The sequence below is a fragment of the Streptomyces sp. NBC_01210 genome, assembly GCF_036010325.1.
In the GTDB taxonomy this organism is placed as follows: domain Bacteria; phylum Actinomycetota; class Actinomycetes; order Streptomycetales; family Streptomycetaceae; genus Streptomyces.
This window is the reverse complement of the sequence record NZ_CP108549.1, coordinates 6,435,599-6,461,167: the sequence shown is the minus strand read 5'-3', so window position 1 is coordinate 6,461,167 and position 25,569 is coordinate 6,435,599. Positions and strand designations below refer to the sequence as shown.

Genomic DNA, 25,569 nt, shown 5'->3' with positions numbered 1-25,569 from the left:
TTGACGTCGGCGTCAAGGCAACAGGCTGATCCCCCCGGCTCAGGACTCCGCGGTGACGGCCTCGTACGTGCTCGCCCAGTCGTCGGCGCCGTGGCCCTTCGCGATCGCCCTGTCGGCGACGGACTTGATGGACTCCAGGTGGGAGACGTCGAGACCGCGGGTCTGCGCCGCGTGCAGGATGTGCTCGACGCCCGCCGCCATCATGCCGAGGTTGGCCTGTGTTCCCGGATAGCTGCCCGCGTCGATGTTGGCCGCCGTGTACTCCGCGATGGGCGGCAGAATCTGGACGATGGTGCTCAGATACCGGGCGATGTCGACCGCCTTGACCCCGTCGGCCCTGGCCAGCGCGTACGCGTGCACCAGGCCCGAGATGCTGCCGTAGAAGAAGTCGAGCAGCGACAGATCGTAGAGCGCGGCGAGCCCGGGATCCGTGCCGACGAACGCGGCCTTGCCGCCGAGGGCCTTCAAGGCGGACTCGTACCGCTCGAACGCCTCCTGCGAGCCGGAGTAGAAAAGCAGCGCGTCGGGCGAGCCGATGAGCGGGGTCGGCACCATGACCGCGCCGTCCAGATAGGCGATGGACCGCTCGGCCGCCCAGGCCGCCGCCGCACGCGAGCGCTCCGGCGTGTCCGAGGTGACATTGACCAGCGCCCGGCCGTGAAGCGCATCGCCCAGGGGGTCGAGGATCGCCTGGGCGGCGTCGTAGTCGACCACGCAGACGACGGTCAACTCGCTTGCCCGTACGGCCTCTTCCGCACTGGCGGCGCGGACCGCGCCGCGGGCGGTGAGCTCGTCGCCCTTGCCGGGAGAGCGGTTCCAGACGGTGGTGGGGTGGCCCGCGTCGAGGAGGGCGCCGGCGAGGGCCTGGCCCATCGCGCCGAGCCCGAGGACGGTGACAGAAGTACGGACGGTGGCAGAGGCAAGGGGGCCGTTCTTGGTGGTGGACATGTCCGCCATGCTTCTTCGGTGCCCAACTTCCCCACAAGTACCTACACATAAGTCAGCTACGCACCGCAAGGTAAACATCGAGGTCAGTGCGGTGCCGCCAGGTCGGTGCATGGCAGGTCGGTACGGGGCAAGTCACCGCGGGGGCAGCAGCGGCTTGCGTTCCACCGGCGAGGTCAGCACAACCGATGTCGTCGTACGACCGAGAGCCGACGTCTGCTCCAGTACGTCCTCGAGATGGACCGTGTCGGTCACCGCGACCTTGATGATCCAGCAGTCCTCGCCGACGACATGGTGGACCTCGATCACCTGAGCGCGCCGGAGCTGGCGGCGCTTGACGCCTCGTCGGCCTACGGGAGCGACGGGAGCGACGCGGCCGTCCGCTCCTGACCAGCGGTTCAGTCCAAGCCGGCGACGCGTTCAGGAAGTTAACGGTGTGCAGCCATTGACGGCTGGACTGTCTACATCTACAAAACTGTTTGAGAGCGCTCTCAATCCCCCTCGGCACCACCCTCCCGGAGGTGTTCCTTGAGCACGAGCCGCATCAAACGCACCCCCTTGCTCACCGTGATCGTCGCCATGACCGTGGCCCTCGCCGGTTTCATCGCCATGACCGGCGCGGGGTCGGCTCGCGGTGACGTACCGCCCACGCCCGGCTGGAATCTCCAGTGGAGCGACGATTTCAACGGTGCCAACCGCACCCTGCCCTCGTCGGCCAACTGGCAGATCGACCTCGGCCACGCCTACCCGAACGGGCCCGGCAACTGGGGCACCGGCGAAATCCAGAACTACACCAACAACCCCGACAACCTCAGCCTCGACGGCACCGGCAATCTGCGCATCACTCCCCTCCGGGACGGCGGGGGCAACTGGACCTCCGGCCGTGTCGAGACCAAGCGCACCGACTTCAAGGCCCCGACCGGGGGAACGCTGCGCATCGAGGGCCGGATCCAGATGCCGAATGTGACCGGCCAGGCCGCGCTCGGCTACTGGCCCGCCTTCTGGGCCCTCGGCGCGCCCTACCGCGGCAACTACTGGAACTGGCCGTCCATCGGCGAGTTCGACATCATGGAGAACGTCAACGGCATCAACTCCGTCTGGGGTGTGCTGCACTGCGGGGTCAACCCCGGAGGCCCCTGCAACGAGACCAGCGGCATCGCCAACAACCGCGCCTGCCCCGGCGCGAGTTGCCAGTCCGCATTCCACACGTACCGCTTCGAGTGGGACCGCTCCACCTCTCCCAATGAACTGCGCTGGTACGTGGACGGCCAGCTGTTCCACAGCGTCGCCGAGAACCGCGTGGACGCCGGGACCTGGGCGAACATGACCAACCACGCGGGCTACTTCATCCTGCTCAATGTCGCGATCGGCGGCGCGTTCCCCGACGCGCTGGCCGGCAAGACCCCGACGCCCGCGACCGTCCCCGGCCGCCCCATGCTCGTCGACTACATCGCCGTCTGGACCAAGGGCGGCGGCTCGACCACCCCGCCCACGACACCGCCCACGACCGACCCGCCCACCACTCCCCCGCCCTCCGGCTCCTCCCAGCTGTATCTGCGTACGGGAGGAGGCGCGGGCGACGCGGCGGCATCGGCCTCGACGGTGAGCCTCGCCTCGGCGGGCGGCGCCAACCACGACGGCACCCCGCACAACCCGCAGGTCTTCACCTCGGCCGGGATCACCAGAAAGTACAACGGCGGCGCGACGCAGTTCGACCTGTTCCTCGACGCGGGCTCCACGGTGGCCAACGGCCAGCAGATCAGGGTGAGTTACGACCGGACGGGCGACGGGAGCTGGGACCGGACGGAGACGTACAACTACTTCGCCACCGACCCCGTCGCGGGCTGGGAGCACTACACCCAGGCGAGGGGCCTCAAGTCGTCCACCGGGGCGCTCGGCGATCTGACGAACGGCAAGGTGCAGATCGAGGTCTGGAACGCCATCGGCGGCGGTGCCAGCACGGTCGGCGTCGGTAACCAGTCCGTCGTACGCATCCCCTTCGACTGAATCCAGTGAACCCAGTGAACCCAGGAGGACCGCAATGTTCCGCCGACTGCTCGCGTGCCTTGCCGCCGTGATCTTCCTGATCACGGCGGGATGGATCACCGCAAGGACCGAACGAGCGGCTCCCGACACCGTTTCGGGCCACACCGCATCCCACCGTGCCATGTCGGGCCACAACGGCCATGCCTACACCTTCACCGCCGCCCAGACGGCCGCGATCGTCGCACAGGCCGCGGCCCCGGTGCGCGGCAGCGAATTCCGCGCGGACTGCTTCTCCAGCCACCGCAAGGGCGACGACCCGATCGTCTTCCCGGGGCAGGTGGGCCGTTCGCACATCCATGAGTTCTACGGGAACAGGACCGCGAACGCGGCCTCGACGCTCCAGTCGCTGGCCGCCGGCACCACCAACTGCACGCCCACGGTGGACCTTTCCTCGTACTGGACCCCCACCCTCTACAAGAACGGAGTCCCGGTGGCCCCCGAGCGGGTCACCGTCTACTACCAGGGCATCACCGCCCACACCCGGGCCGTGGCCCATCCGCGCGGTCTGCGCTACGTCGTCGGCAACGCCCTGGCCACCTCTCCCGACCAGAACCCGGCAGCGCGCTGGTCGTGCGTGGGCCGGCCCGAGTCCAGCCGGGAGTTCATCAACTGCCCGCCCGGCACCAAGCTGGAGAACTATCTGGACTTCCCGACCTGCTGGGACGGGAAGAACCTGGACACCGCCAACCACCGGGACCACATGGCGTACGCGGCCGGTCAGACCTGCCCCGCTTCGCACCCCGTGGTCGTGCCGCGGCTGGAGCTGCTGATCACCTGGCCGGTCAACGGCGGCGGGCTGACGCTCGCGGGCACCAGAAACGGCGTCAATGTGACCGACCAGCCCGGCTACACCTTCCACGGCGACTTCTTCAACGCCTGGGACGACGGTGAGCTGAAGCGCCGGGTGGCCAACTGCATCGTCGCGGGGTACATCTGCGGGACGGACGGCAATCCGATCCAGCAGTGAGCCCCATTCGTGCGAATCCGGGTCCGGGACGCCCAGCAATCTGCGGGTCAGGGGCGTCCCGGTCCGGTTCCTCCGGTCCGGTTCCTCCGGTCCGTTCGGTCCGGTCCGGTCCGTCCAGTCCGGTCCGTCCAGTCCGTCCGGCGCGGTCCGTACCGCAGGCTCCCGGCGCACCGGCCCGTCAGCGTGAGCTCGCGCTCCTCCTCGGCCGCGACCTGCGGCTCGGCTGCCCCGCCGCGGCACGGCAGCAGCAGCGACGAGCACCGTGCCGACGCCGAGGATCACCGTGCCGACCAGGCTGGTGTGCGTGACGGCGTCCGAGAAGGCGCCGTTCACCGCGTCCACCAGGGCCTGCGCCTGCCGAGGGCCCGCCTGGGCGCCGACGTGCTGGGCGACGGCGAGGCCCGCGCCTGGCTGCTCGACTAAAATGACGAGTGTGGACCCGGTACAGGCGATCGCTCAGCCCAGACGGCGCGAGATCCTCCGGCTGATCTGGAACGACGAGCTGCCCGCAGGCGAGATCGCGGCCCGCTTCGAGGTCACCTTCGGCGCGGTTTCCCAGCATCTGAAGGTGCTGCGGGACGCGGGCCTGGTGACGCTGCGCAAGGACGGCACCAAGCGGTTCTACCGGGCCGACCGGGAAGCCCTCGGACCGCTCTTCGGCTTCCTCCAGTCCGTGTGGGGCGGCAAGTTCGACGCCCTGGGCCGCCTCGCGGAAGAGGCCGGACCGAAGGAAGCGTGAGGAGTGCCCGCCCTCCGCCAGGGGGGAGGCGGAGGGCGGAGCGGATGAGGCCGTCCTCAACGGCCCGACGAGCACCGACAGTTCGGTACCGGCGGCCGCCGGTCAGACCTTCAGGACCGCTTCGTCCTCCTCCCGCGGCTCCGGCACGTCCACGTCCGCCTCCGGCGCCGCGTCGGCGTGACCGTCGTCGAGCAGCGTCTTCTCGTCGAACGGGATCCTCCCGGCCAGCACCTCGTCGACCCGCGCCTTGTCGATCTCCTTCGTCCACGTCCCGATCAGCACCGTCGCGACCGCGTTGCCCGCGAAGTTGGTCAGTGCACGCGCCTCGCTCATGAAGCGGTCGATACCGACGATCAGGCCGACGCCGTCGACCAGCTCCGGCCGGTGCGACTGCAGACCACCCGCCAGCGTGGCCAGCCCGGCCCCGGTGACGCCCGCCGCACCCTTCGACGCCACGAAGAGGAAGAGGAGGAGCGGGATCTGCTCCCCGATCGACATCGGCCGGCCCATCGCGTCGGCGATGAAGAGCGAGGCCATCGTCATGTAGATCATGGTGCCGTCGAGGTTGAAGGAGTAGCCGGTCGGAACGGTGATGCCGACCACCGGCTTGCTCACACCCAGGTGCTCCATCTTCGCGATGAGCCGCGGGAGCGCGGACTCGGAGGAGGAGGTGGACAGGATCAGCAGGAACTCACGGCCCAGGTACTTGAAGAGCGTCAGGATGTTGAGGCCCGCGACGAGGCGCAGCAGCGTGCCGAGCACGATGACGACGAAGAGGAAGCAGGTCACGTAGAACCCGAGCATCAGCACGGCGAGGCTCTTGAGCGCGTCCAGACCGGCCGACCCGGTGACGGCGGCGATCGCGCCGAAGGCGCCGATCGGCGCGGCCCACATCACCATGGCAAGAACGCGGAAGACGAGCCGCTGGATGTGCTCGACACCGCGCAGCACCGGCTCGCCGACCGAGCCCATCGCCTGCAGCGCGAAGCCGACGAGCAGCGCGACGAGCAGGGTCTGCAGAACCTCGCCGGTGGTGAAGGCGGAGACGATCGTGGTCGGGATGATCCCGAGCACGAACTCGACCGGGGGCTTGGCCTCGGCCGACACCTGGCCCTGGCCCGCCTCCTTGACCGCGTCGGTCAGCGCGAGGCCGTCACCGGGCTGCAGGATGTTGCCGACGACCAGGCCGATGGCGAGGGCGACCATCGACATCACCAGGAAGTAGCCGAGCGCTATGCCGCCGACCGCGCCGACCTTGGCGGCCTTTCGTACCGAGCCGATGCCCAGCACGATCGTGCAGAAAATGATCGGCGAGATCATCATCTTGATCAGATTCACAAAGCCGGTACCCAGCGGCTTGAGCTCAACAGCGAACTCGGGGGCAGCCAGGCCCACCGTGATGCCCAGCGCGACCGCGATGATGACCGCGATATAGAGATAGTGGGTACGGTCCCGCCTGACGGCTCCAGTAGCCACGGGGTCCTCCTCATTCCGACTCGTCCATGTCCCTATGGATGCCGTGACTATCCACCAGCCTGTGATGCCGGTCACCCTTACGTTCGTTTCGTTCACACAAAATCGGCCAGGCAGACTGATTGCATGCGCATACCTCGCCCCCGCAGCCTCGCCGGGCAGCTCTTCGCGATGCAGGTCGTGCTGGTCGCCGCGATCGTGGCGGGCTGCGCCCTCTTCGCGTATGTCACCGACCGCTCCCAGGCCGAGGAGACGGCGCGGCTGCAGTCCACCGCCACCGCCACCGCCGTCGCGCGGTCGCCCTCCGTGATCGCGGCGGCGCGTTCCGCGCATCCGAGCGAGCCGCTTCAGCCGTATACGGAGCGGCTGCGCCGGGACGCGGGCGTCACCTTCGTCGTGATCATGGCCCCGGACGGAACTCGGTGGACGCATCCGGAGCCGGGCGAGATCGGCAAGAAATATCTGGGGCACATCGACGAGGCACTGAAGGGCAAGATCTACAGCGAGAAGCACCTGGGCGTGCTCGGCCCCTCGGTGCGGACGGTGGCGCCCATCTACGACAACGGGAAGATCACCGGGCTCGTCAGCGCGGGCATCACCATCCAGAAGATCAGCGAGAAGGTGAGCCAGCAGGTCGCCGCGCTGCTCGGTGTCGCGGGCGCGGCGCTCACGCTGGGCGGCCTCGGCACGTACGTGATCAACGTGCGGCTGCGGCGGCATACGCACGGTATGAACGCGGCCGAGCTGAGCCGGATGCACGACTACCACGAGGCCGCGCTGCATGCCGTGCGCGAGGGGCTGTTGATGCTCGACGGCCGGCGACGGATCGCCCTGGTCAACGACGCGGCCCGGGAGTTGCTGGGGCTTGACGACGACGCGGTCGGCCGGCCGGTGGCCGAACTCGGCCTGCCGGCTCCGCTCACGGGCGCGCTGCTGGCGGCCGAGCCGCGCGTCGACGAGGTCCATCTGACGGCCGACCGGGTGATCGTCGTGAACACCAGCCCGGTCGTCGGCGGCGAGCAGCGCGGCACGGTGGTGACCCTGCGGGACCACACCGAACTGCAGGCGCTCTCGGGCGAGTTGGACTCCGAGCGCGGCTTCACGCAGGCGTTGCGCTCCCAGGCGCACGAAGCGGCCAATCGCCTGCATACGGTCGTCTCGCTGATCGAGCTCGGCCGGGCGGACGAGGCGGTCGACTTCGCGACCGCGGAGCTGGAGCTGGCTCAGGTGCTGACCGACCGCGTCGTCGGCGCGGTCGGCGAACCGGTGCTGGCCGCGCTGCTGCTGGGCAAGGCGGCGCAGGCCAACGAGCGCGGCGTGGAGCTCGTCCTCGCGGAGGACAGCCGCATCGACGACGGCGTTCTGCCGCCGTCGCTGCCGGCGCGCGACCTGGTGACGATCCTGGGCAACCTGATCGACAACGCGGTCGACGCGGCGTCGGAGGCGGCGGCGGGCGGGCGGGACGCCGGAGCCCTTGACGGGGTGGACGGCCAGGATCGGGTCATCGTCCACGCCGTGGACGGCCGGGACCACGACACCGTCACCCCCGTGGACGGCCGGGACCACGACACCGTCACCCCCGCGAACGGACAGGATCACGTCATCGTCACCGCCCGCGACCCCGTCACCGCCGCGGACGGCCGGGCCGTACAGCCGCTCCGTGCCCGGGTCACCGTCACCGCGCGTGCCGACCGCGGCGAGCTGCTGCTGCGGGTCGCCGACACCGGCGCGGGCGTCGACCCCGCCGACGCCGAGGAGGTCTTCCGGCGCGGCTGGTCCACGCACGGCGCGGGGCGCGGGCTGGGGCTCGCGCTGGTCCGGCAGGCGGCGCACCGCAGCCGGGGCACGGTGCTGCTGACCGAGGGCCCGGACGGCGGCGCGGAGTTCACCGTACGGCTGCCGCTGCACACGGCGGAGGTGCGGGCATGAGCGCGGCCCCCCGCCGGACGCCGCCGCCCCCTGCGGGCCGAGGCACCCCCGCCCCACGCACAGCCGGACCGGGCACCCCCGGATCCCGTACCCCCGGGCCACACACCCGGCGACCGCAGCCCGCGCCGGGCGCGCCTGGGCTGCATACTGCGAGGCGCGTCGTCCGCCGTCCGAACGCCGACCCGCCGGGCACCCGGCGCCCCCACGCCCCCGCGCGCCCACCGCGCCCCATCGAGGTGTCCCCATGAGCAGCACCAGCGACCCCATCAGAGTTCTCGTCGTCGAGGACGACCCCGTCGCCGCCGACGCCCACGCCCTCTACGTCGGCCGTGTCGCCGGGTTCACCGTCGCCGGGGTCGCTCACTCGCGGGCCGAGGCCGTACGCGTCCTCGAGCGGACCGATGTCGGTCTTCTCCTCCTCGACCTCTACCTCCCCGACGGGCACGGGCTCCAGCTCGTCCGTTCCCTGCGCGCCGCCGGGCACTCCGCCGACGTCATCGCCGTCACCTCCGCCCGCGACCTCGCGATCGTCCGCGAAGGCGTGTCCCTCGGAGTCGTCCAGTACGTCCTGAAGCCGTTCACGTTCGCCACCCTCCGGGACAGGCTCACCCGGTACGCCGAGTTCCGCGCCACGGCCGGTGAGGCCAGCGGTCAGGACGAGGTGGACCGGGCGCTCGCCGCCCTCCGTGCGCCCCAGGGCGCCGGGAGCGCCGGTCTGCCCAAGGGGCTCAGCGCCCCGACGCTGGAGGCCGTCACCCGTACCCTGCGCAAGTCCACGACCGGGCTCACCGCCGCCGAGGCCGGCACCGCCGTCGGGATCTCGCGGATCACCGCGCGCCGCTACCTCGAGCACCTGGTCGCCGAGGGGCGAGCGGTGCGCAGTCCGCAGTACGGGCAGATCGGCCGTCCCGAGCTCCAGTACCGGTGGAGACCCTCCACCCGCTGAACGAGCCCGCCCCCCCACCTGAACGAGAGCGCCGAACCCACTGAGCGAGAGCGCCGAACCCGCTGGACGAGCCGGCGACCCAACTGATTGCGCCACTCAACGACCTTGCCCTGCACGGGGATTGACCTTGTGAAGGGGCCGTCCTACGGTCGCGGCAGCCCCCGTGGACCGGGCCCCGGCCCGGAGCCCCCGGCTCAGAGGAGGTCGTGCCCGTGCGCCCCACCGCCCCACTGATCCTCATCACTGCCGTCACCGCGCTCGCCGCAGGAACACTCACCGCCTGCGGCGGCGGCTCCGGCGGCGACCCCGACACCGTCAAGGTCGCCTACAACCGGTCCACCGACAACAAGATCCGCTTCAAGGACGCCCATCTCGAGGCCGCGAAGAAGCAGTTCGAGAAGGACCACCCGGGCAAGAAGATCAAGCTCATCCCGATCCAGGCCCCGGACAACGACTACGCCACCAAGGCGCAGCAGATGATGCGCTCCCCGAAGACCGCGCCCGATCTGCTCTATGAGGACACCTTCCGTATCAACTCCGACATCAAGGCCGGGTACTTGAAGCCGCTGGACACCTATCTGCCCACGTGGGACCAGTGGGGCCAGTTCGTCGACACGGCGAAGGCGGCGGCCAAGGCGGAGGACGGCAAGACGTACGGCATCCCGGACGGCACCGACACCCGCGGACTGTGGTTCAACAAGGCGATCTTCGCCAAGGCCGGTCTGCCCGCCGACTGGCAGCCGAAGAACTGGGCGGAGATCCTGGACGCGGCCCGCACCGTCAGGAAGAAGGTCCCGGGCGCCATCCCGCTCAATGTCTACACCGGCAAGGGCCCCGGCGAGGCGGCCGTGATGCAGGGCTTCGAGATGCTGCTGTACGGCACCGGTGAGGACCCGCTCTACGATCCCTCCGCCAAGAAGTGGGTGGCCGCGGGCAAGGGTTTCCAGGACTCGCTCGACTTCGTACACACGGTGTACTCGGAGAAGCTCGGCCCGGACGTCTCCGACGCGCTCGACCCCAATGTCGGCACGCGGGTCGCCACCGAGTGGTTCCCCGAAGGCAGGCTCGCGATCTCCCTGGACGGCTCCTGGATGGGCCAGAACTGGGTGAACAAGGGGCCCAAGGAGTGGCCGGACTGGGGCAAGGAGCTGGCCCAGACCCCGATGCCCACCCAGAACGGCCAGGCGCCCGGCAAGGTGTCCATGTCCGGCGGCTGGGCCTGGTCGATCCCGCAGAAGTCGAAGAATCCCGATCTCGCCTTCGACTTCATCAAGACGCTGCAGACCAAGGAGAACGCGACCCGGTGGTGCGTGGTCGCCGCGCAGATCGCCGTACGCAAGGACGTGGCCGCGGAACCGAAGTATCTGAAGTCCATGCCGGGCATCGACTTCTTCACCGGGCTCGTCCAGTACACCCACTACCGGCCCGCGCTGCCCGTCTATCCGCAGGTGTCGACGGCGATCGGGGAGGCGATGGAGAAGGTGACGACGGGTGATGCCTCGGCAGCGGATGCGGCGAAGGCGTACAACGACCAGCTCAAGACGATCGTCGACGGCGCGGTCGTCACCAAGTGAGCACCCGGGGAACGGGGTTGTGGCGATGGGTGCCGATCGCCCCCGCCACCGCCCTGCTGCTGCTGTTCCTCGCGGGACCCATCGGCTACTGCGTCTGGATCGCCTTCACCAACACCCAGCTGACCGGCGCGTCGGGATCCGACTTCGTCGGCCTGGACAACTTCCGCAGGGCGTTCGCGGACGGCGACTTCCGCAACGCCGTCCGGCTCACGCTCGTCTTCACCTTCGTCTCGGCGGTTCTCGGCCAGAACACGCTGGGCCTGGCGCTGGCGGGACTGATGCGGGCCGCCTCCCGTCCCGTACGCACCGTCACCGGGACCCTGGTGATCACCGCCTGGGTGCTGCCGGAGATCGTCGCGGCGTTTCTGCTGTACACCTTCTTCCGCCGGGAGGGGACGCTGAACGCCGTGCTGGACTGGCTGCATCTGCCGTCCCAGAACTGGCTCTTCACACTGCCGATCCTGGCGGTGTCCTTCGCCAATGTCTGGCGCGGTACGGCCTTCTCGATGCTGATCTACTCCGCCGCGCTCGCCGAGATCCCGCGCGACATCACGGAGGCGGCGGAGGTCGACGGAGCGAGCGGGCCGCGCCGGGTCTGGCACATCACGCTGCCGATGATCCGCCGTTCCATTGGCACGAATCTGATGCTGAACACGCTCTCCACGCTCTCGGTCTTCGGTCTGATCTGGGCGATGACGCGCGGCGGCCCGGGCAACCGCAGCCAGACGCTGCCGGTGTTCATGTACGACCAGGCGTTCCTCAAGAGCCTGATCGGCTACGGCACGGCGGTGGCACTGCTGCTCCTGCTGGTGGGCTCGCTGTTCTCGATCGTCTATCTGCGCCTGATGAAGGTGGAGGTGTGATGCGCCGGACCACCCGCGCCCGGCTCGCCGCCAATGCCGCCCTGCTGCTCACCGCCGCGGCCTTCGCGCTGCCGCTGCTGTGGCTGCTGCTGGCGTCGGTGAACGCGGAGGCCGACCTGCGGGTACGGGCGCCGTCGTCGTTCACTGCGGACAATTTCGACGCGGTGCTCACCGACGAGATCACCTTCACGCCGATGCTCAACAGCCTGCTGCTGTGCGGCGGCGCGACCCTGCTGACGGTGGTGTGCGCGGCGCTCGCCGCATATCCGCTCTCCCGGCACCACTCGCGCTTCAACCGGCCGTATCTGCTGACGATCCTGTTCACGACCTGTCTGCCGATCACCGCGGTCATGGTCCCGGTGTACGGACTGTTCGTGCAGGTCAATCTGATCGACACGATGTACGGTACGGGGCTCTTCCTCGCCACCTCCCAACTGCCGTTCTCCATCTGGCTGATGAAGAACTTCATGGACGGCGTCCCGATGGTGCTGGAGGAGGCGGCCTGGACGGACGGCGCGTCGAATCTGCAGACGCTCACCAGGGTCGTCCTGCCGCTGATGGGCCCGGGGCTGACAGTGGTGACGATCTACACCTTCATCCAGCTCTGGGGGAACTTCTTCGTACCGTTCATGCTGATCCTGTCCCCGGAGCAGATGCCTGCGTCGGTCTCGATCTTCACCTTCTTCGGCAACTACGGCTCGGTGATCTACGGGCAGCTCGCGGCGTTCTCGATTCTGTACTCGGCGCCGGTGCTGGTGCTGTACGTGCTGATCGCGCGGAGGCTGGGCGGCGGCTTCGCACTGGGCGGCGCGGTCAAGGGCTGACGAATCACCCAGTACGTTACCAATGGGTACGATCAGCTCGGATGTTCCTACGACAAGTGGCGTTGGGTGAACGCACCGTAGTCGCCGCCCCCTCCCGCCGCCTAGCGTGTGCGCGTGCATCCCACCCCCGCTCCACGCTTCAACGCCCTCGCCGCGCGCCGACTGCGCGAGGCCCTGGGTATGGCGCCAGGCCATGTCGCGTACGGTCTCCGCGCCCAGTACGGGCTCCAGATCACACCGGACACGGTGGTCGCCTGGGAGCGCGGTGTCGCCGCGCCCGGTTCACGCGAACTCACCGCGCTCGCCGGCGTGTTGTGGTGCGCGCAGAGTGAGCTGCTCGCCGCCGCGACGACCCTGCGCGAGCATCGGATGGCGCAAGGCCTCGCCCCCGACGAGCTGGCGCTGCGGGTCGGCGTGGACGCCGCCGCGTATCTGCGGATGGAGGAGTCGGGGCGCTGGCGCGGCAATGAACGGCAGACCGCGGCGCTCGCCGAGGTGCTGGACCTGACACCACGCGAGCTGCTGACGGCGACCGGCCAGGACGAGGAGCTGGCGGAGTTGCTGCGGGACGCGGTGAAGGCGCGCTGGCAGGCGTATGTACGCCCGGTGGTGAAGATGCTGCCGATGGACCGGGGCCATCTCGAGGACGTACTGGAGGAGCTGCACGCCGACTACCAGTCCCGTATGGTCGCGACGCTCAGCTGGGGCTCCGCCTCACAGGACACCGGGGAGCCGGGCCGGGAGTTCCTGGAGCGGATCGTCGACCACTTCTGGCAACTGACCCACGCCTAGTTGCCGTTGGCGGTTGCATCGCGGTCGAACGAGAACAGCTGCCCCTGCGCGTCCTTGGTGCAGACCTGCTGCACCATCCGCGCCCCGCGCTCCTTCGAGGCGTCCTGCACCCCGGCGCAGAGGTCGCTGTGCAGGGGCCTCAGCCGGTAGCCGCGCACCGGCTTGCCGACCGCCTCCAGCCGGAAGGCCTCGGCCGGTCCGCGTTTGCCGCACTCCTGGTCCGCGAGCGGGGCGCCGGCCTTTGTCGACTTCTCCCCCACACCGGTACAGCCCGGACCGAAGTCGCGGTGATCCGTCTCTATCCGCCAGGCGGGCTCGACCGGCTTCAGGGCGAAGCGCGGGATGGTGTCCGGCGCACACGGCACCTGGTAGAGCTGCCCACTCCGCTGCCCGGCACGCTCGGCCAGACAGAGCCCGGAGTGGACGGCCCTGATCTCTACGGGTCCTCGCGCCGGTGCGACCACAGGAGTGTGACGCTCCGCCGTCGGCTTGTCGTCCTCCGGGAGCAGAAAGGCGATGGTGACCGCCACCGCGGCCGCACCCAGCGCGACGACGGCCGGCCACTTCGCACGGGAGCGCCAGGACCGGCGCGGCGGCTCAGGTGGTGTCGCCTCCTCCGGCCCGGGGCCGGCCTCCTGTTCGCCGACGCCGTAGTCGGGGACCTCGACGGCCTGCCGCTCACGCCGGGTGAGCTCCTTTCGGACCCGCAGCCAGCTCTCGGTCGCTCCGGGGCCGCAACCGCAGGCGCGTACGAACGCCGCCACCAGCTCCTCGCGCGGCACCGTGTTGCGGCTGAGCATATTGGCGACGGTGGAGCGCGGCAGTACGTCGCCGACCGCTTCCGCCCGGGCCGTCAACTCCCGGTAGGTCAGGCCGGACCAGTCCTTCAGCTGCTGCATCCGGGCCACGAACTCGGCGGAGCTGTGCGCCTGTTCGGGATCAGGAGCACCGTGCCCGGCTGGGTCCATCCGTCCCTCCATCTTCCACTCCACCTGCTGGGACAGGGCTGGGACATGTCCCGGACAGGGAACAGCCTTGCCATTCGCGCCGTTCAACTCAAGAGTGATCTGCGCCAACCACTGCGGAAACCGGCGGGGATACACGAGCGGCCTTGATCGCACACGGGGGGTGCGATCAAGGCCGTTCAGCAGCCGGAGCCAGAAACAGACGTCAGAACAGAGGTCAGGACCTACGTCCCGAAGGGCAGGGTCAGAAGACCGATTCCGCCTCACGCATCCGGCTGGCAGGCACGGTCTTCAGCCGCGTGACCGCCTCCGCCAGCGGCACCATCGTCACATCCGTGCCGCGCAGCGCCGTCATCATGCCGAACTCACCGCGGTGCGCCGCCTCCACGGCATGCCAGCCGAAGCGCGTGGCGAGCACCCGGTCGTACGGGGTGGGCGTGCCGCCGCGCTGCACATGTCCGAGGATGACCGGCTTGGCCTCCTTGCCGAGCCGGTGCTCCAGCTCCGCGGCGAGACGGTTGCCGATGCCCTTGAAGCGCTCATGACCGTACTGGTCGATCTCGCCCTTCTCGTACGCCATCGAGCCCTCGGCCGGATGCGCGCCCTCGGCGACGCAGATGACCGCGAACTTCTTGCCGCGCGAGAAGCGCTCCTCAATCATCTTCATCAGGTCCTCGACCTGGAATTGCCGCTCCGGCAGACAGATGCCGTGCGCGCCGCCCGCCATGCCTGACTCCAGCGCGATCCAGCCGGCGTGCCGGCCCATGACCTCGACGACCATGACGCGCTGGTGGGACTCGGCGGTGGTCTTCAGACGGTCGATGGCCTCGGTCGCGACCATGACGGCGGTGTCGAAGCCGAAGGTGCGGTCGGTGGAGGAGATGTCGTTGTCGATGGTCTTCGGTACGCCGACGACGGGCATCCCGGCTTCCGACAGCAGCCGCGACGCGGTGAGCGTGCCCTCGCCGCCGATCGGGATGAGCACGTCGATGCCGTACTGCCGCGCCAACTCCGGGGCGTTCTCGGCGGCTTCACTCAGTCGGCCGCGCTCCAGGCGCGTGGAGCCCAGGATCGTACCGCCGCGGGCGAGAATGCCACTGACCGCGTTGAGGTCGAGCGGACGGTAGTGGCCGTCGAGGAGACCCCTGAACCCGTCCTCGAAACCGATGACTTCATCGCCGTGCCCGGTCAGAGCGCGATGCACGACCGACCGGATCACTGCGTTCAGGCCGGGACAGTCGCCGCCAGCGGTGAGAACTCCGATGCGCATCGTGCTGTGTCTCCTGCTCGTCAGTGATACATGTGAGCCCAGGTTCGATTGTTCCACGGACTTGCGGGGACCCGCGCTCTCAGCTACTCCGCCGGATGGCACTTGGACCGTGCTCGGGGACCTTTGGACCAGCCCCCGCCCGGCGGGCGCTCTACCTATCCGCAGAGGTATTGTCAAGAGGGCAATGCCGCCCCCGAGCGGTTTTTTTGCACGCCCGGGGTCGCGGATTCAGCTGGATCCACAGGATGTGTACGCCACAGCATGGACGGGAGAGCACGCGTGACGCGCAGCGTGTACGTGACCGGGATCGACCGCGGGGACGGCCGCCAGGTCGTCGAGCTGGGAGTCATGGAGCTCCTGACCCGCCAGGTGGACCGGGTGGGTGTCTTCCGGCCGCTGGTGCACGACGGACCCGACCGGCTCTTCGACCTGCTGCGAGTGCGCTACCGGCTGTCTCAGGACGAGGCGACGGTATACGGCATGGACTACCACGAGGCCGCGGCACTGCAGGCCGAGAAGGGTACCGACGAGCTGGTTTCCCGGCTCGTCGAGCGCTTTCTCCAGGTGGCGCGGGAGTACGAGGTCGTGCTCGTTCTCGGCACGGACTTCTCCGCCACCCAGCTCCCCGACGAGCTGGCGTTCAACGCCCGCCTGGCCAATGAGTTCGGTTCCTCGGTGATCCCGGTGGTGGGCGGCAAGGGCCAGACCGCGGAGTCGGTGCGGGCCGAGACCCGTAACGCCCATCGCGCGTACGAGGTGCTGGGCTGCGACATCCTCGCCATGGCTGTCAACCGGGTCGCCCCCGAGGAGCGCGAAATCATAGCCGAGCGGCTTGCGGCCCGCCTCCCGGTGCCCTGCTACGTACTCCCCGACGAGCCGGCGCTCGCGGCCCCCACGGTCGCCCAGATCACCCATGCGCTGGCCGGCACGGTGCTGCTCGGCGACGACGCGGGACTGGCCAGGGACGCGATGGACTTCGTCTTCGGCGGTGCGATGCTGCCGAATCTGCTGAACGCCCTGACCCCCGGCTGCATGGTGGTCACCCCCGGCGACCGCGCCGACATCGTTGTGGGCGCGCTCGCCGCGCACTCCGCGGGCACCCCGCCCATCGCGGGCGTCCTGCTGACGCTGAACGAGCGGCCGAGCAAGGAGATCCTCACGCTGGCCGCCCGGCTCGCGCCCGGCACCCCGGTGATCTCGGTCTCCGGGAACAGCTTCCCCACCGCGGCCGAACTCTTTTCGCTGGAAGGCAAGTTGAACGCCGCCACGCCGCGCAAGGCGGAGACCGCACTCGGCCTCTTCGAGCGCCATGTCGACACCGCCGACCTGCTGGACCGGATCTCGGTGGCCCGCAGCGGCCGGGTCACCCCCATGATGTTCGAGCACGATCTCCTTGAGCAGGCCCGCACCCACCGCCGCCGTGTCGTGCTGCCCGAGGGCACGGTGGAGCGGGTGCTGCGCGCCGCCGACGTACTGCTGCGCCGTGACGTCTGCGATCTGACCCTCCTCGGTGACACCGAGGTCATCCGCAAGAAGGCCGCGGACCTCGGCGTCGACCTCTCGTCCGCCCAGCTGATCGACCCGCAGACCTCCGAGCTGCGCCAGGGCTTCGCCGAGCGGTACGCGCAGCTGCGCGCCCACAAGGGCGTGACGGTGGAGCTGGCGTACGACGTGGTGGCGGATGTGAACTACTTCGGCACGCTGATGGTCCAGGAGGGCCTGGCCGACGGCATGGTGTCGGGCTCGGTGCACTCCACCGCCGCGACGATCCGCCCGGCCTTCGAGATCATCAAGACGAAGCCGGACGCATCGATCGTCTCCTCGGTCTTCTTCATGTGTCTGGCCGACAAGGTGCTGGTGTACGGCGACTGCGCGGTCAATCCGGACCCGAACGCCGAACAGCTCGCGGACATCGCGGTCCAGTCGGCGGCGACCGCGGCCCGCTTCGGCGTGGACCCGCGGATCGCGATGCTCTCGTACTCCACGGGTACCTCGGGTTCGGGCGCGGACGTCGACAAGGTGCGCGAGGCGACCAAGCTGGTGCGGGAGTCCCGTCCGGATCTGCGGGTCGAGGGCCCGATCCAGTACGACGCGGCCGTGGCGCCGTCCGTCGCGGCGACGAAGCTGCCGGACTCGGAGGTGGCGGGCCGGGCGACGGTGCTGATCTTCCCTGACCTCAATACCGGCAACAACACCTACAAGGCCGTGCAGCGCTCGGCCGGCGCCGTGGCCGTCGGGCCGGTGCTGCAGGGTCTGCGCAAGCCGGTGAACGACCTCTCGCGCGGCGCGCTCGTCAGCGACATCGTGAACACGGTCGCCATCACCGCGATCCAGTCCCAGGGTCAGGAGATCCCCGCATGACCGCCGCCCGCGTGCTCGTCCTCAACTCCGGCTCCTCGTCGCTCAAGTACCAGCTCCTCGACATGCGCGGCCACGAGCGGCTGGCTGTCGGCCTGGTCGAGCGGATCGGTGAGGTGACGTCCCGTCTGGTGCACACGCCGCTGACCGGCGGCAGTGCCGGGAAGCGCGAGCGCACCAGCCCGGTCGCCGACCACAGCGCGGCGTTGAAGGCGGTCGCCGAGGAACTGGCGCTCGACGGGCTCGGCCTGGACTCTCCCGAACTGGCGGCGGTCGGCCACCGGGTGGTGCACGGCGGCCTGAAGTTCACCGAACCGACCCTGATCACCGACGAGGTGCTCGCCGAGGTGGAGCGCCTGATCCCGGTGGCTCCGCTGCACAATCCGGCGAACATCACCGGTATCCGTACCGCTCGGGCGCTGCGCCCGGACCTTCCGCAGGTCGCGGTCTTCGACACCGCCTTCCACTCGACGATGCCGGAGTCGGCGGCGCGGTACGCGATCGACGTCGAGACGGCGGACGCCCACCGGATCCGCCGGTACGGCTTCCACGGCACCTCGCACGCGTATGTCTCCCGCAAGACGGCGGCTCTGCTCGGCAAGGACCCGTCCGAGGTGAACGTCATCGTCCTGCACCTCGGCAATGGAGCATCCGCCTCGGCGGTCGCGGGCGGCCGGTGCGTGGACACCTCGATGGGGCTGACGCCGCTGGAGGGTCTGGTGATGGGTACGCGCTCCGGTGACATCGACCCCGCGGTCACCTTCCACCTCAAGCGGGTCGCCGGGATGTCGGCGGACGAGATCGACGAACTGCTCAACAAGAAGAGCGGCCTGGTGGGTCTGTGCGGCGACAACGACATGCGGGAGATCCGCCGCCGGATCGACGAGGGCGACGAGCGTGCGCAGCTCGCCTTCGACATCTACATCCACCGGCTGAAGAAGTACATCGGCGCGTACTACGCGATCCTCGGCCGGGTGGACGCGATCGCGTTCACCGCCGGCGTCGGTGAGAACGCGGCGCCGGTGCGCGAGGCCGCCGTCGCGGGTCTGGAGGAGCTGGGTCTGACGCTGGATCTCGAGCTCAATGCCGTACGTTCCGAAGAGGCGCGGATCGTCTCGGCGGCGGACGCCCGGGTCGCGGTGGCCGTGGTCCCGACGGACGAGGAATTGGAGATCGCCCAGCAGACGTTCGCTCTGGTCGCCCCTGAGGGCGTCGTATGAGGGCGTTTGGGGGCGTATGAGGGCCCACGTCTGAGCGACGGACCGCCCATTTGTACTTTCCACCAGACGGAATATTCCGCAGAGAAACAAACCGATAGGATCCGCCTTATGCGCCGTTCCAAAATCGTCTGCACACTGGGCCCCGCCGTCGACTCCTACGAGCAGCTGAAAGCGCTCATCGAGGCCGGCATGAACGTGGCCCGACTCAACATGAGCCATGGGACCCACGCTGAGCACGAGGAGCGGTACCACCGCGTGCGCAAGGCGTCCGAGGACACCGGCCGCGCGGTCGGCGTCCTCGTCGATCTCCAGGGTCCCAAGATCCGTCTGGAAACGTTCGCCGAGGGCCCGGTCGAACTGGTCCGAGGCGACGAATTCACCATCACCACCGAGGATGTCCCCGGCGACAAGTCGATCTGCGGCACCACGTACAAGGGTCTGCCCGGGGATGTCTCCAAGGGCGACCAGATCCTGATCAATGACGGCAACGTCGAGCTGCGCGTCATCGAGGTCACGGGCACACAGGTCAAGTCGATCGTCGTCGAGGGCGGAGTGATCTCCGACCACAAGGGCATCAACCTGCCCGGCGCGGCGGTCAATGTCCCGGCCCTCTCCGAGAAGGACGTCGAGGACCTCCGATTCGCCCTCCGGCTGGGCTGCGACCTGGTCGCGCTCTCCTTCGTACGGGACGCGAGCGACGTCAAGGACGTCCACAAGGTGATGGACGAGGAGGGCCGCCGGGTCCCCGTCATCGCCAAGGTGGAGAAGCCGCAGGCCGTCGCCAACATGCAGGACGTCGTGATGGCGTTCGACAGTGTGATGGTGGCGCGCGGCGACCTGGCCGTCGAGTACCCGCTCGAGAAGGTCCCGATGGTCCAGAAGCGCCTCATCGAGCTGTGCCGCCGCAACGCCAAGCCGGTGATCGTGGCGACCCAGATGATGGAGTCGATGATCACCAACTCCCGCCCGACGCGCGCCGAGGCGTCCGACGTGGCCAACGCCATCCTCGACGGCGCGGACGCGGTCATGCTGTCGGCCGAGTCCTCGGTCGGCGCGTACCCGATCGAGACGGTCAAGACGATGTCGAAGATCGTCGTCGCCGCGGAGGAGGAGCTGCTCTCCAAGGGCCTCCAGCCGCTGGTCCCGGGCAAGAAGCCGCGTACGCAGGGCGGTTCGGTGGCCCGCGCGGCGTGCGAGATCGCGGACTTCCTGGACGGCAAGGCGCTGATCGCCTTCACCCAGTCCGGCGACACGGCCCGCCGGCTCTCCCGCTACCGCGCCAAGCAGCCGATCCTGGCCTTCACGACGGACGAGTCCACCCGTAACCAGCTGGCTCTGAGCTGGGGCGTGGAGTCCTTCCTCGCACCGTTCGTGGAGACGACGGACGCGATGGTCGACCTGGTCGACGCGGCGCTGCTGAAGCTGCAGCGCTACAACGAGGGCGACACCATGATCATCACGGCGGGCTCGCCTCCGGGCGTCCCGGGCACGACGAACATGGTGCGGGTGCACCACTTGGGCGGCGGGACGCCCGCCTGACGCGGCCCCTATCCACATGTGGCGAGGGCGGTGCCCCGGACGGGATCCGGGGTGCCGCCCTCGGCGTTTGCCTACCGCGGGCCCAGCCCCTGGTCCAACCAGTTGAAGTCCCCGTCGTCGACAACGGCCTCGTCAAGGCCGAGCAGTTTGCCGAGCGCGACGTAGCGGTCGTACGTGGCATCACTGATCGGCACGAAGAACGCCTTCATCGCCCGCAGGAAGAGCCGGAAGCCCAGCTCCGGGTCCACCTCGGTGACGACCCGCTCCAGCGTGGGCACCACATACGGGACCGCGCTGTAGGAGTGGTTGGCACTGGTGGCTTCCAAGGCCGCGCCGACCGCGCGGATCTCGGCCAGGACGGCGTCGCTCAGCCCCCCGGCCGGAACGGCCCCGGGAGCGGTGGGCGCGAAGGAGGGGTCGTCCCGGCGGATCCGGGAAGTGCAGATGTCGGCAATCCGGCGCAGCCACTGCCGGCCGTCGATACCGAGGCGCTCCAGGTCGAAGCCCCGGAACGTCCCCGCCAGCCAGAGCGTGGTAACCGCCTGGCCGGACAGCGGTGAATCCAGCAGCCGGAGGGCATCTTCCAGGAGCCGGCGCGCGAACGCGCCCTCGTACCGGTCCGCGCTGCTCGCGATGACGTCCAGCCCGGCGGCCTCGTTCCCGACCGGCGGATAGCGGAACCACTTGATGAGTCCGCTGAGCCCGAAGTCGATGCCGAACTCCTGATGGGGCTTTGCCATGATCCCGCTCTCCGTCCTGCTCCGGCATCCACGTCCACTCGGCGTTGGCGACTTCGAGCTCGTGCGGCCAAAGCGTGTTCGTCACGGTACCGAGCGAGCCCCCTCCACTTGGCGCGTCCGCAGGTGGACGACGGGCGGGACGGCTCTCAGCCCTTTTCGCCTTCGGGCCACCCGTGTAATGATCAACACGCCTTCGGGGGAAGGCGGGGGGGAGGGCGTGCCCCATGGGTGCGCCCTGGGGCCTTTTCGCTCTGACCAGAGCAGTTTTGACGACCCATCAGACCACATGGGTTCCCTGATTCCGCGCTTCCTTCCTGGGCCGACCTTTTGCCGAGAAGACAGGCTGAGAAGTGCGAAGAACAATGCTGCCGAGAAACAGACGCGCCAGACGCGCCTGGGCACGGGGGATCGCCGGCACCGCTCTGGCGACCGCATCCTCGATCCTGATGGGCCTGGTGTACGCGGTACCCGCCCAGGCGGACGAGCCGGGGGACAACCCGACCGACCCGTACCAGCGGACACTACGGATCAGTCTGGGCGCGGAAGCCCGGAAGGACCGCTGCCAGGTGTCGCGGGGCGTGCACTACGGCGGTCCGGAGATGAAGACCGTCGCGAACAAGGCGCTGTCGGGGACGGACTCGGATGTCCACGCGGCGATCAAGGACTGGAGCTTCGGGCCGCTCGGACAGGCCCTGGACCGGGACAAGGAGGCGGGCCAGGCCTACGGGGGCACCTTCGCGGCCCGCCAGGCCAAGCTCAATGAGACCAACAAGCCCTACGCCGCCGACAACAGCTCGGGCGGACGGGACTACCACGCGCCGGAGTTCGGCGAGGACATCCTCGCCTTCACCTTCGGCAAGCAGCGCGACATCTACTACAAGACGTTCGAGGACGCCAAGCCGCTTCCCGGCAAGGCATCCCTGGACAAGGCAAAGAGTGTCCTCGACGCCTTCGACACCACCGACGACAGTTTCGGGGCGGCGTACAAGCCCTACGCGGGCGACGAGCTGTTCGGCGTGGGTGGCAAGGGCACACCAGGATCAGCCAATGACATCGCCACCTTCCTGCGCTTCGGCGGCTTCCTCAAGAAGGCCCCGGAGCCGGACTCACCGGAGTTCCGCGCCGAGGTCGAGCAGCTGAAGGTCGCATGGGCGGTCTGTGACAGCGCCAACCCCATCGACCACTACCGGGCCCTGTCCGGCGTAGTACTCGAAGCCCACGGTGAGTGGGAGGCGGAGTACGCCGCCCAGGCCAAGCAGCGCGGCGAGATCGTCGCTGCGGAGATGGAGGCCTCCAAGCAGGCCCGCGCCGCCACCGAGGCGATGCTCGAATCGATCCGGCAGGCCTGGCAGGCCGACCAGATTCTGTTCTTCCAGAAGTACTGGGCAGCCCGGCCCGACAGCATTCTCAAGCCGAAGCCTGCCGTGTTCACCAAGGCGGCGGCCGACCTGACCGCGGCCCGTAAGGCCGCGGCCGCGCAAGTCCCGATCGCCGACAAGGCCGTGACCGCGGCGAAGACGGCGTCGGACAAGGCAACCGCCGCTCAGAGCGCTGCGTGGACCATCGCGGACGCGGCCAAGACCCCTCGTGGCCGCGGACTGATGTACGGCCAGCAGTCGGTCCAGGTCACCAAGGCTTCGTACGCGGCCACACAGGCGGCCGCGAAGACCGCCCTGACCGCGTCCAACGCGGCCAAGGCGACCGCTGCCGACAGCCAGGCCCTGCTTGCCCTCGCCAAGACGCAGTCGCACGCGCTGAACACCGAATTCCGCAAGGCCGCGGCGCAGGAGGCGGCGGCTCAGGCCAAGTCTGCGGCAGCGGCGGCGGCGGCGCAGGCCAAGGAGGCCGCGGCCAACGCGACGAAGGCGAAGACTGCTCAGGCGACGGCGGAGGCTGCGGAGAAGACCGCGCAGACGGGTGCTGCCGAGGCGAAGAAGCAGCGCGGAATCGCCGAGAAGGAGAAGGCGAACGCGGCGCGGGAGCATGCCAACGCCACGCGTGAGCGCGAGAAGGCCGCGACGGCCGAGCAGACGGCCGCGACGGAGCGGGACGCGGCGGGGCGGGCGCGCTCGGCGGCCGAATCCGCCGGAACGACGGCGGCCGACAAGCGTCGACAGGCCGAAGTCGCCGAGGCGGAGGCTTACTACGCCCGGGACGCTGCCGCGGAGGCCGAGCGGAAGAAGAACGCGACCGCTTCGCGCGCCGCGGCTCTTGAGGCGGCCGCGGCTGCGGCCGAGGGTACCGCCGCCGCGGGCGAGACGCGCGAGGCGGCGACCGAGGCGCGTACCGCGGCCAACGAGGCGTCCTCCGCCGCCACTCGGGCACGTACCGCGGCCAATGAGGCGTCCACCGCGGCCGTGAACGCGCGTGCGGCGGCAACCCGCGCACAGGGCGCGGCGTCGCGCTCCCGTGCGGCCGCCGACAGTGCCTGGTCCGCGTACATGACCACGCATGCTGCCGCGGCGACCGCACACGCGGCCGCAGCAGACGCGATCGACGCGGCAGCGGCTGCCAAGGCGAATGCCAAGAACGCCGAGGCCGAGGCGAAGAAGGCTCAGGCGGCGGCCGTCAAGGCGCGTCAGGAGGCCACGGGGGCGAAGGAGGAAGCGGCCAAGACCGCCGCCTGGGCCGCGAAGACGGCCGGGTTCGCCTTCGCCGCCGGTCAGGCGGCAACGGCCGCGCGCGACGCGGCGAGTGCGGTGACGAAGGCGGCCGACGAAGCCATCGCTGTCGGTGCCCCGTACCAGGAGGCGGATTCGTCCGCCGCCTTCGCAGTCCTCGTGGGGCAGACGTCCAAGACGATGGCCGAGCAGCAGGCTGCCGCCGCGAAGGCCAAGTCGGACGAGGCCGCGAAGGCGGCGGCCGATGCGAAGGCCCTCGCGGACAAGGCCGCGGGAGACGCGAAGATCGCGGCGCAGGCAGCCGCGGCGGCAGCGGCCGACGCGGCCAAGGCGCTGGCCTCCGTAGCGGCGGCCCGCACCTCGGCGGCGGAGGCGGAGAAGGCGGCCACGGCCGCCAGGAAGGCTGACGCCAACGCTCAGAAGTACGACCAGCAGGCCGGCACCGATGCCGTCTACGCCGGATCCGCGGCGAACGACGCCGAGTCCGAGGCCGCAGCGGCAGACCGCGAGGCCACAGACGCCGAGCGCGACGCGGCGAGCGCCCGTTCCTCGGCGACGGCCGCGGAAGCGGACGCGTCGAGCGCCCAGGCCACCGCGACCAAGGCGGAGAAGGACGCCACGGCTGCCGAGACCGCCGCGAACAACGCCGAGGGTGCGGCGAAGGACGCGGACGCCTCGGCCGACCGCGCCGAGGCGGACGAGCGCAAGCGGCAGGAAGCGGCTCGCAAGGCCGCGATGGAGAACGGCGACACGGGTACCGACGGCCCCCTCGAACCCGGTCTCAGCGCTGACGAAGAGGCGATCCTGCTCGCCGAGTGCGGCCAGTCCTGCGTGGACGACTACCGCGAGGCGCTCGCGGCCATGAACAAGAGCATCGTCGACTGGGTCAAGGAGAACGGAGGCGAGATCCTTCTCGAAGTGCTCGGCGTGAACAACGTCAAGCGCTGCTTCGGCCAGGGTGACATCGAGAGCTGCCTCTGGGCACTGGTCGACGTCGCGAGTCTTGTGGCGGTGCTGGGGAAGATCCCGGCGGTCAGCAAGGCCATCGTCGCCATCACCAGCGGTGTCGCCAAGTTCTTCGAGAAGGCCCAATGGGGCAGGAAGATCCTCAAGCAGCTCAAGGCGATCATCGAGAAGTACCGCAAGGGCGAACTCGCCGAGTGCATCGTCGAGGGAGCAGAGGGAGCGGCGGGCCTCGCCCCGGCGAGCGGCAAGAGCGCCAGGACCGTCCCGAACGGGAAGGTGGCCCTCGCTGCCAAGGGGAAGGCCAAGAAGTTCTGCGGCATCGACCACGTCGGACAGCTGTACAGCGACTTCTGCACCAAGGGTGCGCACATCAACCTCAAGAAGTCGCCGAACCTCAAGGAGGCCGAGGTGACGATCATGGGCGACGGAAACGGCGACATCATGGGCGTGGCCGTCGAAGGTGTCGCGAGGCTCGCGACGCCGAAGGAGGTCGAGGCCACCGTCGAAGCGGTAAGAAACGATCCGTACACCCGTCAGCGGCTGCACGACATCGCCAGGGATGCTGAGAAGCAGTTCAACACACCGGGCAAGAAGTACCGGGACAAGAGCGGCGCTTGGCAGAACTACTGGGGCGCCGACTGGGGCTGCATCAAGAACCGCGCGTCCGAGATGCGGGAGCTCATCAAGGCACTGAAGGCGCTGGGCGCCGAATGATCCACCGTTAGTAGAGCGGCCGGACAAAGTGGTGCGGCTCTTCCTGCCGGAAGGGCCGCACCACGCCGCACCACCTCG

19 protein-coding genes and 1 pseudogene are annotated in these 25,569 nt (G+C 69.5%); 14 read left to right on the top strand and 6 right to left on the bottom strand.

Annotated features, from left to right (window positions below):
• Positions 1-39 precede the first annotated feature (39 nt).
• Complete coding sequence (locus OG735_RS29550) at positions 40-948, bottom strand: NAD(P)-dependent oxidoreductase (protein WP_327326176.1); 909 nt, start codon at positions 946-948, stop codon at positions 40-42.
• Between the two features lie 132 nt (positions 949-1,080).
• Positions 1,081-1,254 (bottom strand): annotated as a pseudogene (locus tag OG735_RS29545) (Lrp/AsnC ligand binding domain-containing protein); the annotation flags it as partial.
• Positions 1,255-1,524: 270 nt separating this feature from the next.
• Here OG735_RS29545 and OG735_RS29540 point away from each other — a divergent pair.
• The 4 genes from OG735_RS29540 (at position 1,525) to OG735_RS29525 (ending at position 4,697) form a co-directional block, all read left to right on the top strand.
• Positions 1,525-2,952 (top strand): glycoside hydrolase family 16 protein, encoded by a 1,428-nt coding sequence (locus OG735_RS29540; protein WP_327328502.1) that lies wholly within the window; start codon positions 1,525-1,527, stop codon positions 2,950-2,952.
• A gap of 34 nt (positions 2,953-2,986) precedes the next feature.
• The gene (locus OG735_RS29535) at positions 2,987-3,958 is read left to right on the top strand and encodes a DUF1996 domain-containing protein (protein ID WP_327326175.1); all 972 of its coding nucleotides are present in this window, start codon (positions 2,987-2,989) and stop codon (positions 3,956-3,958) included.
• A 183-nt stretch (positions 3,959-4,141) separates the two neighbouring features.
• Entirely contained in the window at positions 4,142-4,381 is a 240-nt protein-coding gene (locus OG735_RS29530) for a hypothetical protein (RefSeq protein ID WP_327326174.1), read from the top strand.
• A gap of 10 nt (positions 4,382-4,391) precedes the next feature.
• Positions 4,392-4,697 (top strand): ArsR/SmtB family transcription factor, encoded by a 306-nt coding sequence (locus OG735_RS29525; protein ID WP_327326173.1) that lies wholly within the window; start codon positions 4,392-4,394, stop codon positions 4,695-4,697.
• 102 nt (positions 4,698-4,799) lie between these two features.
• On the opposite strand, the gene OG735_RS29520 is transcribed toward OG735_RS29525, so the two are convergent.
• Positions 4,800-6,173: a cation:dicarboxylate symporter family transporter gene (locus OG735_RS29520; protein ID WP_327326172.1), complete on the bottom strand. Its 1,374-nt coding sequence runs from the start codon at positions 6,171-6,173 to the stop codon at positions 4,800-4,802.
• A gap of 123 nt (positions 6,174-6,296) precedes the next feature.
• Here OG735_RS29520 and OG735_RS29515 point away from each other — a divergent pair, with 123 nt between their 5' ends.
• From OG735_RS29515 to OG735_RS29490, 6 genes are all read left to right on the top strand, one after another.
• Positions 6,297-8,099: a sensor histidine kinase gene (locus tag OG735_RS29515; protein ID WP_327326171.1), complete on the top strand. Its 1,803-nt coding sequence runs from the start codon at positions 6,297-6,299 to the stop codon at positions 8,097-8,099.
• A gap of 244 nt (positions 8,100-8,343) precedes the next feature.
• Positions 8,344-9,045 (top strand): response regulator, encoded by a 702-nt coding sequence (locus OG735_RS29510; RefSeq protein WP_327326170.1) that lies wholly within the window; start codon positions 8,344-8,346, stop codon positions 9,043-9,045.
• A gap of 212 nt (positions 9,046-9,257) precedes the next feature.
• Complete coding sequence (locus tag OG735_RS29505; protein ID WP_327326169.1) at positions 9,258-10,619, top strand: extracellular solute-binding protein; 1,362 nt, start codon at positions 9,258-9,260, stop codon at positions 10,617-10,619.
• The gene (locus OG735_RS29500) at positions 10,616-11,482 is read left to right on the top strand and encodes a carbohydrate ABC transporter permease (RefSeq protein WP_327326168.1); all 867 of its coding nucleotides are present in this window, start codon (positions 10,616-10,618) and stop codon (positions 11,480-11,482) included. Before OG735_RS29505 ends, OG735_RS29500 begins: the two co-directional genes overlap by 4 nt.
• On the top strand, positions 11,482-12,306 hold the full coding sequence (locus OG735_RS29495; RefSeq protein WP_327326167.1) for a carbohydrate ABC transporter permease: 825 nt from the start codon (positions 11,482-11,484) through the stop codon (positions 12,304-12,306). The genes OG735_RS29500 and OG735_RS29495 overlap by 1 nt, the downstream gene beginning before the upstream one ends.
• Before the next feature lie 114 nt (positions 12,307-12,420).
• On the top strand, positions 12,421-13,098 hold the full coding sequence (locus OG735_RS29490) for a helix-turn-helix domain-containing protein (RefSeq protein WP_327326166.1): 678 nt from the start codon (positions 12,421-12,423) through the stop codon (positions 13,096-13,098).
• Here OG735_RS29490 and OG735_RS29485 read toward each other — a convergent pair.
• Complete coding sequence (locus tag OG735_RS29485; RefSeq protein ID WP_327326165.1) at positions 13,095-14,066, bottom strand: RICIN domain-containing protein; 972 nt, start codon at positions 14,064-14,066, stop codon at positions 13,095-13,097. The genes OG735_RS29490 and OG735_RS29485 overlap by 4 nt on opposite strands.
• A gap of 241 nt (positions 14,067-14,307) precedes the next feature.
• Positions 14,308-15,333 (bottom strand): ATP-dependent 6-phosphofructokinase, encoded by a 1,026-nt coding sequence (locus tag OG735_RS29480; RefSeq protein WP_327326164.1) that lies wholly within the window; start codon positions 15,331-15,333, stop codon positions 14,308-14,310.
• A 279-nt stretch (positions 15,334-15,612) separates the two neighbouring features.
• Between OG735_RS29480 and pta the strand changes: the two genes are divergently transcribed.
• From pta to pyk, 3 genes are all read left to right on the top strand, one after another.
• Positions 15,613-17,694 (top strand): phosphate acetyltransferase, encoded by a 2,082-nt coding sequence (pta, locus tag OG735_RS29475; protein ID WP_327326163.1) that lies wholly within the window; start codon positions 15,613-15,615, stop codon positions 17,692-17,694.
• Positions 17,691-18,911, top strand: coding sequence for an acetate kinase (locus tag OG735_RS29470; protein WP_327326162.1), 1,221 nt, complete (start codon positions 17,691-17,693; stop codon positions 18,909-18,911). Before pta ends, OG735_RS29470 begins: the two co-directional genes overlap by 4 nt.
• Before the next feature lie 108 nt (positions 18,912-19,019).
• A complete protein-coding gene (gene pyk / locus OG735_RS29465; protein WP_327326161.1) occupies positions 19,020-20,450 on the top strand; it encodes a pyruvate kinase in 1,431 nt (476 codons plus the stop codon).
• A 71-nt stretch (positions 20,451-20,521) separates the two neighbouring features.
• Here the strand turns inward: pyk and OG735_RS29460 are convergent, their stop codons facing one another.
• Entirely contained in the window at positions 20,522-21,190 is a 669-nt protein-coding gene (locus OG735_RS29460; protein WP_327326160.1) for a hypothetical protein, read from the bottom strand.
• Between the two features lie 362 nt (positions 21,191-21,552).
• Between OG735_RS29460 and OG735_RS29455 the strand changes: the two genes are divergently transcribed.
• Complete coding sequence (locus OG735_RS29455; RefSeq protein ID WP_327326159.1) at positions 21,553-25,491, top strand: hypothetical protein; 3,939 nt, start codon at positions 21,553-21,555, stop codon at positions 25,489-25,491.
• Positions 25,492-25,569: the final 78 nt, after the last annotated feature.

Coding starts and splice junctions, on each gene's coding strand:
- OG735_RS29550 (WP_327326176.1), bottom strand. CDS start 948: ATGTCCACCACCAAGAACGGCCCCCTTGCCTCTGCCACCGTCCGTACT.
- OG735_RS29540 (WP_327328502.1), top strand. CDS start 1,525: ATGACCGTGGCCCTCGCCGGTTTCATCGCCATGACCGGCGCGGGGTCG.
- OG735_RS29535 (WP_327326175.1), top strand. CDS start 2,987: ATGTTCCGCCGACTGCTCGCGTGCCTTGCCGCCGTGATCTTCCTGATC.
- OG735_RS29515 (WP_327326171.1), top strand. CDS start 6,297: ATGCGCATACCTCGCCCCCGCAGCCTCGCCGGGCAGCTCTTCGCGATG.
- OG735_RS29510 (WP_327326170.1), top strand. CDS start 8,344: ATGAGCAGCACCAGCGACCCCATCAGAGTTCTCGTCGTCGAGGACGAC.
- OG735_RS29495 (WP_327326167.1), top strand. CDS start 11,482: ATGCGCCGGACCACCCGCGCCCGGCTCGCCGCCAATGCCGCCCTGCTG.
- OG735_RS29485 (WP_327326165.1), bottom strand. CDS start 14,066: ATGGACCCAGCCGGGCACGGTGCTCCTGATCCCGAACAGGCGCACAGC.
- OG735_RS29480 (WP_327326164.1), bottom strand. CDS start 15,333: ATGCGCATCGGAGTTCTCACCGCTGGCGGCGACTGTCCCGGCCTGAAC.
- OG735_RS29470 (WP_327326162.1), top strand. CDS start 17,691: ATGACCGCCGCCCGCGTGCTCGTCCTCAACTCCGGCTCCTCGTCGCTC.
- pyk (WP_327326161.1), top strand. CDS start 19,020: ATGCGCCGTTCCAAAATCGTCTGCACACTGGGCCCCGCCGTCGACTCC.
- OG735_RS29460 (WP_327326160.1), bottom strand. CDS start 21,190: ATGGCAAAGCCCCATCAGGAGTTCGGCATCGACTTCGGGCTCAGCGGA.
- OG735_RS29455 (WP_327326159.1), top strand. CDS start 21,553: ATGCTGCCGAGAAACAGACGCGCCAGACGCGCCTGGGCACGGGGGATC.